Annotated in this window: 12 protein-coding genes; 7 read left to right on the top strand and 5 right to left on the bottom strand. The window is 50.8% G+C overall.

The genetic code is table 11. The features are described 5' to 3' along the window. Positions 1-542 (top strand): class I SAM-dependent methyltransferase (locus tag FDX03_RS02525; RefSeq protein WP_249356974.1); only part of this gene is annotated, 542 nt, incomplete at its 5' end. On the opposite strand, the gene FDX03_RS02520 is transcribed toward FDX03_RS02525, so the two are convergent. Together FDX03_RS02520 and FDX03_RS02515 are read right to left on the bottom strand one after the other, a co-directional pair. Further along, the gene (locus FDX03_RS02520; RefSeq protein ID WP_137345437.1) at positions 539-1489 is read right to left on the bottom strand and encodes a helix-turn-helix domain-containing protein; all 951 of its coding nucleotides are present in this window, start codon (positions 1487-1489) and stop codon (positions 539-541) included. The genes FDX03_RS02525 and FDX03_RS02520 overlap by 4 nt on opposite strands. Positions 1490-1507: 18 nt before the next feature. Continuing rightward, positions 1508-2284 (bottom strand): MBL fold metallo-hydrolase, encoded by a 777-nt coding sequence (locus FDX03_RS02515; RefSeq protein WP_137345436.1) that lies wholly within the window; start codon positions 2282-2284, stop codon positions 1508-1510. 406 nt (positions 2285-2690) lie between these two features. Here FDX03_RS02515 and FDX03_RS02510 point away from each other — a divergent pair, with 406 nt between their 5' ends. The 4 genes from FDX03_RS02510 to FDX03_RS02495 all read left to right on the top strand — a co-directional run bounded on the left by FDX03_RS02510 (position 2691) and on the right by FDX03_RS02495 (position 5338). Continuing rightward, entirely contained in the window at positions 2691-2936 is a 246-nt protein-coding gene (locus tag FDX03_RS02510) for a YmjA family protein (RefSeq protein WP_137345435.1), read from the top strand. Between the two features lie 86 nt (positions 2937-3022). Then, on the top strand, positions 3023-3499 hold the full coding sequence (locus FDX03_RS02505) for a cold shock domain-containing protein (protein WP_048212495.1): 477 nt from the start codon (positions 3023-3025) through the stop codon (positions 3497-3499). 432 nt (positions 3500-3931) lie between these two features. Then, positions 3932-4648 carry a YebC/PmpR family DNA-binding transcriptional regulator gene (locus tag FDX03_RS02500; protein ID WP_048212494.1) on the top strand — a complete coding sequence of 239 codons (717 nt, stop codon included), beginning with the start codon at positions 3932-3934 and terminating at the stop codon, positions 4646-4648. Positions 4649-4885: 237 nt separating this feature from the next. Beyond that, positions 4886-5338: an acyltransferase gene (locus tag FDX03_RS02495; protein WP_115643810.1), complete on the top strand. Its 453-nt coding sequence runs from the start codon at positions 4886-4888 to the stop codon at positions 5336-5338. A gap of 125 nt (positions 5339-5463) precedes the next feature. On the opposite strand, the gene catA is transcribed toward FDX03_RS02495, so the two are convergent. The 3 genes from catA to FDX03_RS02480 all read right to left on the bottom strand — a co-directional run bounded on the left by catA (position 5464) and on the right by FDX03_RS02480 (position 7549). Beyond that, entirely contained in the window at positions 5464-6141 is a 678-nt protein-coding gene (catA, locus tag FDX03_RS02490) for a type A chloramphenicol O-acetyltransferase (protein ID WP_048212492.1), read from the bottom strand. A 148-nt stretch (positions 6142-6289) separates the two neighbouring features. Further along, positions 6290-6601 (bottom strand): putative quinol monooxygenase, encoded by a 312-nt coding sequence (locus FDX03_RS02485; RefSeq protein ID WP_048212491.1) that lies wholly within the window; start codon positions 6599-6601, stop codon positions 6290-6292. Positions 6602-6736: 135 nt separating this feature from the next. Next, complete coding sequence (locus FDX03_RS02480) at positions 6737-7549, bottom strand: DNA-binding transcriptional regulator (RefSeq protein WP_048212623.1); 813 nt, start codon at positions 7547-7549, stop codon at positions 6737-6739. A 191-nt stretch (positions 7550-7740) separates the two neighbouring features. Here FDX03_RS02480 and FDX03_RS02475 point away from each other — a divergent pair, with 191 nt between their 5' ends. Beyond that, a complete protein-coding gene (locus FDX03_RS02475; protein WP_137345434.1) occupies positions 7741-9405 on the top strand; it encodes a bifunctional 3-(3-hydroxy-phenyl)propionate/3-hydroxycinnamic acid hydroxylase in 1665 nt (554 codons plus the stop codon). A 1-nt stretch (position 9406) separates the two neighbouring features. Next, positions 9407-10225, top strand: an 819-nt coding sequence (mhpB, locus tag FDX03_RS02470) for a 2,3-dihydroxyphenylpropionate/2,3-dihydroxicinnamic acid 1,2-dioxygenase (protein ID WP_249356973.1), incomplete at its 3' end; no start/stop codon positions are given.

Genomic DNA, 10225 nt, shown 5'->3' with positions numbered 1-10225 from the left:
AGCGCTCACGCGCCTTGTTTGAGAAAAGCTGGCTGGACAAGTTCATCAACGTGATGGGCGGGCAGGGCCATATTGTGGATATTGGCTGCGGAAACGGTCAGCCGATTGCGGGTTATTTTATCCAGCAAGGTTTTCAGCTTACCGGCGTTGATGGTTCCCCGGCGATGCTGGCGCGGGCCCGAAACACTTTTCCCGCACAGCGCTGGCTGGAGCAGGATATGCGCGAACTGGCACTCAATGAGACTTTCGATGGTCTGATCGCCTGGGACAGTTTTTTCCATTTAACTCAGCAGGACCAGCAAAAGATATTCCCGATTTTTGACCGCCTCAGCCATCCCGGCAGTGCGCTGATGTTTACCAGCGGTACGGACAACGGCATCGCGATGGGGCAATTTGAGGGTGAGCCGCTGTTTCACGCCAGCCTCGCGCCGGACGAATACCGCGCATTGCTGTCAGCGCATGGCTTTGCGGTGGTCGAGATGGTGATGGAAGATCCGCACTGTACCGGGCACACCATCTGGCTGGCGCAAAAAAGAGGTTAATCGCCGCGAAAGGTTTTACGCCATTCAGCCGGGCTAACGCCAAAGTGGGATTTAAAATGCTGACGCCAGGTGACGGGCGACTGAAAACCAACCTGTTCTGCAATGCGTTCAACGGGTAACTGGCTGGTCTCCAGCAACGTCTGGCTGCGGTGTAGGCGCTCGGTAATCAGCCATTCAGCCACGCTTGACCCGGTGGCCTTCATAAAATGACGGGTTAGAGTGCGACGACTCATCATCACCCGCTGTGCCAGCTCGTCGAGATTATGCGGTTCGTGGAGATGCTGGCGCAAATAGTCGAGCAGGGCGTTAATGCGCTGATCCTGGGTATTTTTCGCTACCGGTTGTTCGATAAACTGCGCCTGGCCGCCCTCACGATGCGGTGGCACAATCATCCGTCGGGCAATCTGATTCGCCACCGTGCTGCCAAAACGCTGGCGAATTACGTACAAACAGCAATCCAGCGCGGCGGCGGTACCTGCTGAGGTAATAATACCGTCGTCATCCACGTACAGTGCGTTGATATCCAACTGGGCCGCCGGGAAGCGCGCCTGAAAATCCTGCTCGAACTCCCAGTGCGTAGCCGCTCGTTTACCGTCCAGTAACCCCGCATAGCCGAGAACAAACGCGCCCAGACATAACCCAACAATTTGCGCGCCGTTTTGTCGTGCGCGGTTGAGCGCATCAAGCAGGCTTTGTGGTGGTCGATGTGACGTGGTACCCCACCAGGGGATCACCACGATGTCGGCAGCCTCCACCGCTTCATAGCCGTGGGTTGCGGTAATGGCGAAGCCATCCTGCGAGGAGATGATGCCCGGTTTTTCGCCGCACATCTGCACCTCAAAGCGCTTTTTCACCGCCATTTTGTCACTGAAAATGATACACGGCACCGAGAAGTGAAACGGGCTGAAATCTTCCACGGCAACAATGGCGACGTTAAGCGGCTGCATACGATTCCTTTGTAGAGATTAAAATGCCAGGGTTTCACCATCTTCCGGCACGTTGACATATTGCGCAATCTGGTTGTCGTGGGCGTACTCTTTCAGGGCCGCGCGGGTCAACAGACAATGGTTAATCGCCTCCATATGGGTCGCCACAATGTGTGCTTCGGGTAAGGTGAAGTGGGTTTTCAGCACATCTTCCACACCCATGATAATTGGGCCAAACCCGATAACGTGGGCAAAGCCTGCGTTCAGAACCACCACGCCTGGCTGGAAGGTATGCATGTTGGCTTCTACCTCGTCGCGCCAGAGGGTGTCCCCGACCAGATACAGCGTTTTTTCCGCCGGATGCATAAAGATAACGCCACAGGCATCACCCAGGCGTTCTGCCATTTGTGGAATGGCATAGGCGCGATCTGAGCCGTGCTGGCCACCGGTTTTACGCAGAGTGATAGCGCCGACCACGGTATTTTGCGTCAGCACGGTGAGTTGTGTGAAACCCTGCCCCCGCAGTACGTGTGCATCATGGTCATTTTGCACATAGATTGGTTTGTCTTTCGGCACGACACGAGCGGCAACCTCGTCCCAGTGATCTTCATGCAGATGGGTCACGATCAGCGCATCGACATTAAGCAGGGTATCGATGTCGATGGGCAGATCGACGGTTGGGTTGCGAATGTCGGCTCGTGCGGTTCCGGCAAAACCCGGATATGCGCCTTTCGCAGCCAGCATAGGATCGACCAGAAAAGTCATTCCACCAAAGGTGATGTGCTGTGTGGCATTACGGATTTGCGTGATGTTCATGGTGTGCGCTCTGCGTGTTGGGTCAGTGGTATCATCGTAGAGTGTTGTCCAGAAGATGAATGTGGGCAAATGGGCGACTAACGATGGGATTGGGCCAATCGAATCCAGCCTGCAGAGAACGTTATTTATGGCGTTTAATCGCCGTCTCATTATCTAAATTAATAAACGTATACTTTCCTTTTTTCTGCATTATTTACTCTGCGGCTATTATACCGAGCTAAATAAAGAAACAGTCATTTTAATTCAGGAGAATTAATTAAATGCGAAGTGGCTCCAGACAATATTGTTGATTTATGCAACACATTACAGCCAGGAAACAGATCGCGAACCATGAAATAACAATGCTATCATTCGCTCCAGACGCGGCAGGCAACTGCTGGCACACGCATTTACCCCGGAGCACCTGATGAACAACGACATTCCGCTAAAATATTATGATATCGCTGATGAGTACGCGACCGAGGCTGCAAAGCCGGTGAACGATGCCGAACGCGATGCGCTGGCGCACTACTTCCAGCAGTTGATCACCCGTTTGATGAACAACGAAGAAATCAGCGAAGACGCGCAGCAGGAGATGGCAACTGTCGCTGGCGTCGACGCACTGCGTATTGATGACATTGCGGAGTTCCTCAATCGCTGGGGTAACGAGTAGCCAAAGACGGGGCCTGTGTTTTACACTGCGCGCAAATTGAGTAGGTATACTCTACGAGTATTCGGTTTAATCAGGCGGAAACAGCAATGAACGGAACAATCACAACGTGGTTTAAAGATAAAGGCTTTGGATTTATCAAAGATGAAAACGGCGACAACCGCTATTTTCATGTGATTAAGGTTGCTAATCCTGAGCTGATCAAGAAAGACGCGGCGGTGACTTTTGAACCCACCACCAACAACAAAGGCCTGTCTGCCTATGCGGTGAAAGTCATACCCGACAGCAAGTACATCTATATCGCGGGCGAGCGCCTGAAGCTCACGGCGATCAAGTCATACCTGGTGTACAGCGAAGAAGTGCCGGTTGAAACCCGTATCGACAAAGAAAACGCGGTGCTGTCTGTCGGCGTGCTGATGAACAGCATCCGACCGAAATCAGACGTGAAGCCTGGCGAAATGCGCACACTGAAAAAGCTGGCGATCACTACCTTCCAGGGCACGACGCTGATCTTCTCGGAAGATGAAATCGACATCGACGAGACGGTGAAGCTGCTGAAAGTCTGACGTCCTTCAGAGTGAATGAATGCCGAAACTCTGCTCTTTTCAAAAGCAGGGTTTCGGTTTTTTTTTGCATTCAGTCAAATCGGGTAGATATGTGTGCGCAAAAGCTGCTTTGTGTCAGAAGCAGATGTGAACGTTTTATATAAGAAGTGAAAGTGGTACTTTGCCGGGGTTATTACTTTTGATTCTCTTGTCTTATCTATTATTGCTGCTGCGCCAGTGTTAAAAATAAAAATAGAAAAATCAGCAGAAAGTTATGTAGTAACTTATCCATAATGTTAATTATTGATGAAATTAAAGTAACACTCCGTAAGGTTTGGATGTTTTTATTTCTCATAGACGAGAATTTACATATAGTGATATAATATGGCGGGAAAAACAGGCAACTTATTAAGCTGCCTGTCATGTAAATAAATTTTCGAGGAGACTATTCCAGTGGGACGTAAATGGGCCAATATTGTTGGTAAAAAAACGGCTAAAGACGGTGCAACGTCTAAAGTATATTCCAAATTCGGTGTGGAAATCTATGCTGCGGCTAAACAAGGTGAACCAGACCCAGAATTAAACACAGCTTTAAAATTCGTTATTGAACGTGCGAAACAAGCCCAGGTTCCAAAGCACGTTATTGATAAAGCTATTGATAAAGCCAAAGGTGGCAGCGACGAAACGTTCATGCAAGGGCGTTATGAAGGCTTTGGTCCAAGTGGTTCCATGATTATCGCTGAAACCCTGACTTCAAACGTTAACCGCACGATTGCTAATATTCGCTCAATCTTCAATAAAAAAGGCGGGAATATTGGCGCGGCGGGTGCTGTCAGCTATATGTTTGACAATACTGGCGTGATTGTATTTGCGGGAACAGACCCTGACCGTATTTTTGAAATTTTGCTTGATGCTGAAGTGGATGTACGTGATGTTACCGAAGAAGAAGGCAACATCATTATTTATACTGAATCTACAGATCTTCATAAAGGAATTGCAGCCCTCAAAGCAGCTGGGATTACTGAATTCTCAACCACAGAATTAGAAATGATTGCTCAATCAGAAGTTGAACTTTCACCAGAAGATTTAGAAATCTTTGAAGGACTTGTTGATGCCCTTGAAGATGATGATGATGTTCAAAAAGTATATCATAACGTTGCAAATCTCTGATTATAAATTAAAGAAATCTGTCATTATGGCAGATTTTATAAATTGTAAGTTTGTTATGATCAACATGTCTGATAAGATGTGTTGATTATAACGAATAGATAAAAATACTATCGCTAAAAGAAACGCATCAATTGAAATTCCTGGCCTAAACTATCTGATAATAAATGGCAAAGGCGCTCCTGCAAGTTCAGGTCTTCAATACTGAAGCGTATTATCTTGAGTAAGGACAGTGCTGATATGAATATTATTGAAAGTGGTATTCGTGACGTAAAACAAGGTGAAAATGTCACAATAGTCATGCCTGTGAATCTTTATGAATGCGAGTTGGGCCATGATGTGTTTGTCGGGCCATTTGTTGAGATACAAAAGGGAAGCGTCATAGGCGACAGAACTAAAGTGCAGTCCCATACTTTCATCTGTGAAAACGTTACCTTAGGCGAGGACTGCTTTATAGGGCATGGCGTGACCTTTGCTAACGATCTTTTCAAGAGCGGAAGTCCTGACGCTTCTGCAAAAAGCTGGATTAATATTGTATTAGGTAACGCAGTAACGGTGGGCAGTGGAGCCACAATTTTAACAACGGAAATTTGCAGTGGAGCGGTGATTGGTGCCGGTAGTGTGGTGATAAAGCCCGTGCTGGTAAAAGGCGTGTATGCTGGCAATCCGGCCAGACTTTTGCGAAAGCTTTAAGTATTACCCTTGCCATTGCGAACCCAAATTTATGTTCTTCCCAGACCGTTCATGTCGACTCCTCTTGTTTGCGGACATGGCGACTATTCTTGCTGCTCACGCCATATAAAGAAACGTCTGCTGCATCAGACGTTGCGTTCCTCTGAATGGTGCCGTAGGTCATGACTCATTTCCTGTAGTTCATTGATTAATCGTGCTAAATGGAAGCCATCGCACACGGAGTGATGTACCTGAACGGCGAGAGGTAACACTACTTTCCCATCTTGTTCATAGTATTTCCCAAGTGTGAACATGGGGGCAAAAAAGTTCTGCATGTTCGCAATGTTGATATTAAAACTGGTAAAACTTACCCAAGGGATAGCCGATACAAAAAATACATTTTCCGGAGACTCTCCCTTCGGCCAATAAGAAAGATTATTACAATAGCGTGCAACGTCTTCTGAATAAGTGTTTTGGAAGTGATGAATATTGCCATCGTAGCGGCTCCATAATGATGAAAAAGTCTCAGTTTCATTATGGAAAATGGTATAGCTTGGATGAATTTCATTCCATATGACAAGCTCATTGTTCTTTATAGCCATACGGAATTCAGTATGCTTGTTGACAACTTTAGCAAGGAGGGAAATCATAGTAGGGTAAAATTTCCAGCCAATCTCTTTTATATGTTTTAGTACTGCGGTAATGTCTAACAGAACAGTTTGGTTAATTGTACTTTGAGCAAAAGACTGAAATACCTCAAAATGCTCTTTCCTTGGCCAACGAGACAAGTCAACAGCCGTATATTCTGGAGTTGTTTTTTTCACTTTTTATCCTTTGATTTGCAATCAAATATCATATTTTAGCCTAAGTCTTTCCGTGACGTAATCAGGCTGCATGTCCCGAAGCATGTTACCAGCGAACGCATTTGCGAGAGTAGCGTATCCTTATACAGGAAGAAAGATTAAAGCCTCTTCACAAGAGACTTTGCGCCCCTGGATTTACGATGTCATTCATCAGTGTGTAACGTGCTTCTTTGCGCGTGTATTGATCGATTAAAGGCACAAGTCGCCGGAAATGCTCACTGGCACAATGTTCATCGAGAGCCGCGTGGTCTGGCCATTCTTCGATGAAAATAAAATGGCCCGGATCTTTTTCATCAATATAGAGGTCATAAGCAATGCAGCGCGGTTCTTTCCTGGTGGCCGATATTAGCTCACGATACAACGGGAGAACGGTTTCAATATACTCAGGTTTGATGAAATCCTCGGCAATGACCTTTAACATGCAGCCTCCTGGCAAAAAATGAATGCACACTCTGCGATGAAGATATCATTAAAGCAAGATGACACCGCGTGATATCGGCTGATGAGTGAGTCATCCCAACTATCAATCAGATGATGCGCATAACTGTGATCCACTTCACCTCCCGGCAACCAAAATCTCCTGCGACTCGACGCCGTCCTCAATCTGTTTCGCCACCCTTTGTAAGGCCGGAAGATGCTTTTCTGCGGCCTGTTCGATGGTCATGGCGCTGGCCATATACACCAGATTCAGGCAGCCGATCACCCGCTGTTCGCTACGGATGGGGACGGCGATAGAAGCGATTTTCTCCTCCTGATCCCAGCCGCGATAGTTCTGACCAAAACCGTCTTTCCGCGCCCGGGTCAAAATGGCGTCGAGCTTTAAGGGTTCGCGCGCCAGCTGGAACTCTTCTCCTGGCCGGGAGGCCAGCATTTCAATCAGTTCCTGACGTTCATTCTCCGGGCTAAATGCCAGCCAGGTCAGGCCGGAAGCGGTTTTCAGCAATGGCAAACGACGCCCGACCATCGCCCGGTGAAACGACAGGCGGCTGAAGCGGTGAGTGGTTTCACGTACCACCATCGCGTCCACATCCAGCGTGGAAACGTCGGTCGGCCAGATCACCTCGCGCAGCAAATCCCCCAGCAGCGGGGCGGCCAGCGCAGAAATCCACTGCTCGTCACGAAATCCCTCGCTAAGCTGACGGACCTTGATGGTTAAGCGAAAGCTGTCATCGGACAGGCTGCGTCGGACGTAACCCTCATCCTGCAACGTTTCCAGCAGCCGCCTGACCGTAGTGCGGTGCAGGCCGCTCAGCTCAGCCAGCAGGCCAACGCTGGCTCCACCATCGAGCCGGTTTAACATATTTAATAACATTAATCCGCGCGTTAATCCGCGTACGGTTTTGTATTCAGTACCGTCATCATTTTTCATATTTATTGACAAATCTACAGGTAAAACAACGTTGTGCACTTAGTGCACATCCAGGCATGTTTTGATTGTAGCGCAAAAACTCACTCCTATACTGACCGCATAATAAAAAATCATTTACATCTTTTTAACAAAATGAGTTGCGCCTCGCCAGGGTCTGCAATTGCGTTTTGTCCGAGTCGTGAGGTTCTGAAATGACAACAATAAACCCTGATATCCAACCCGCTGTGCAGCACACCGTACAGGTCGCGATTGCCGGAGCCGGTCCGGTTGGGCTGATGATGGCCAACTATCTGGGCCAGATGGGCATTGAAGTGCTGGTGGTGGAGAAGCTCGACACGCTGATCGACTATCCCCGCGCTATCGGGATTGACGATGAAGCGTTGCGCACCATGCAGTCTGTGGGGCTGGTCGAGCGCGTTTTGCCGCACACCACGCCGTGGCACGCGATGCGCTTTCTCACGCCGAAAGGCCGCTGCTTTGCTGATATCCAGCCGATGACCGACGAATTTGGCTGGTCGCGCCGCAACGCGTTTATTCAGCCGCAGGTGGATGCGGTGATGCTGGAAGGGCTGTCGCGTTTTCCCAGTGTGCGCTGCCTGTTTTCCCGCGAACTGGAAGCCTTCAGCCAACAGAACGGTGAAGTAACGCTGAATCTGAAAGCGCCGGATGGCCAGCGCGAAACGGTGAAAGCCCAGTGGCTGGTGGCCTGCGACGGCGGGGCCAGCAACGTCAGACGGTCGCTGAACGTGCCATTTGAAGGCAAAACCGCGCCAAATCAGTGGATTGTGGTGGATATCGCCAACGATCCGCTCAGCACGCCGCATGTGTATCTGTGCTGCGATCCGGTGCGCCCGTATGTCTCCGCTGCGCTGCCGCATGCGGTGCGCCGCTTTGAATTTATGGTGATGCCGGGAGAAACCGAAGCGCAGCTCAGTGAGCCGCAAAATATGCGCCAGTTGCTGAGCAAAGTGCTGCCGAACCCGGATAACGTCGAACTGATCCGCCAGCGTGTGTATACCCATAACGCCCGTCTGGCCGAACGTTTTCGCATTGACCGCGTGCTGCTGGCCGGCGATGCGGCGCACATTATGCCGGTCTGGCAGGGGCAGGGGTACAACAGCGGCATGCGCGATGCCTTCAACCTGGCGTGGAAACTGGCGCTGGTCATTAAGGGCAAAGCTGGTGATGCGCTGCTGGATACCTACCAGCAGGAACGCCGCGACCACGCCAAAGCGATGATCGATCTCTCGGTGACCGCAGGCAACGTACTGGCACCGCCAAAACGCTGGCACGGTGCGGTACGCGACGGGGTTTCCTGGCTGCTGAACTACATTCCGCCGGTCAAACGCTACTTCCTTGAAATGCGCTTTAAGCCGATGCCGCAGTACCACTCCGGGGCGCTGGTGCGTGAAGGCGATGCGAAAACGTCTCCGGTCGGCAAGATGTTTATCCAGCCGAAGGTGACGCTGGAATCGGGTGAAGTGACGCTGCTCGACAATGTCATCGGGCCGAATTTTGCGGTGATTGGCTGGGGTTGTAACCCGCTGTGGGGCATGAGCGAGGCGCAGATCCAACAGTGGCAGGCGTTGGGCACGCGGTTTATCCAGGTGGTGCCGGATACGCAGATTCATACCGAGCAGGATAACTATGACGGCGTTATCCGCATTGGCGATACGCAAAATCGCCTGCGCACGTGGTTTGCCCAGCACAACGCTTCGCTGGTGGTGATGCGCCCGGACCGCTTTGTGGCCGCCATCGCTATTCCGCAAACTCTGGGCAGTACCCTGAATAAACTGGCGTCGGTGATGACGCTTACCCGCGCTACTGCCGATATTCCTGTTGAAAAGGTGGCCTGATATGCACGCTTATCTTCACTGTCTTTCCCACTCGCCGCTGGTGGGCTATGTCGACCCAGCACAGGCTGTGCTCGACGAGGTCAACGGCGTGATCGCCAGCGCCCGGGCGCGCATTGCGGCGTTTGACCCTGAACTGGTGGTGCTGTTTGCCCCCGATCACTACAACGGTTTTTTTTACGATGTGATGCCGCCGTTCTGTTTAGGCGTGGGAGCCACGGCGATCGGCGATTTCGGCAGCGCGGCGGGGGAACTGCCGGTGCCGACAGATCTCGCTGAAGCCTGCGCCCACGCGGTGATGAAAAGCGGCATCGATCTCGCCGTGTCCTACAACATGCAGGTCGATCATGGTTTCGCCCAGCCGCTGGAGTTCTTGCTTGGTGGGCTGGATAAGGTGCCGGTGTTGCCGGTGTTTATTAACGGTGTCGCCACGCCGCTGCCAGGCTTTCAGCGTACCCGCATGCTCGGGGAAGCGATTGGCCGTTTCGCCAGCTCATTGAATAAACGCGTACTGTTTTTAGGCTCCGGCGGGCTGTCGCATCAGCCGCCGGTACCGGAGCTGGCGAAGGCCGATGCTCATATGCGCGACCGTCTGCTTGGCAGCGGTAAACAACTGCCCGAAAACGAGCGCGAGCTGCGCCAGCAGCGGGTGATCAGCGCCGCCGAGAAATTCGTGGCCGATCAAAACACGCTGCATCCGCTGAACCCTGTCTGGGATAACCGCTTTATGAGCCTGCTTGAGCAGGGGCGTTTGCAGGAGCTGGACGCGGTCAGTAACGAAGAGTTGTCCGCGATGGCGGGCAAATCAACGCACGAAGTAAAA

Origin of the sequence: Citrobacter sp. wls827 (genome assembly GCF_005280875.1) — a bacterium.
Classification (GTDB): Bacteria; Pseudomonadota; Gammaproteobacteria; order Enterobacterales; family Enterobacteriaceae; genus Citrobacter; species Citrobacter youngae.
The sequence above is the reverse complement of the archived record's forward strand: the minus strand, read 5'-3'. Positions and strand labels throughout refer to the sequence as shown.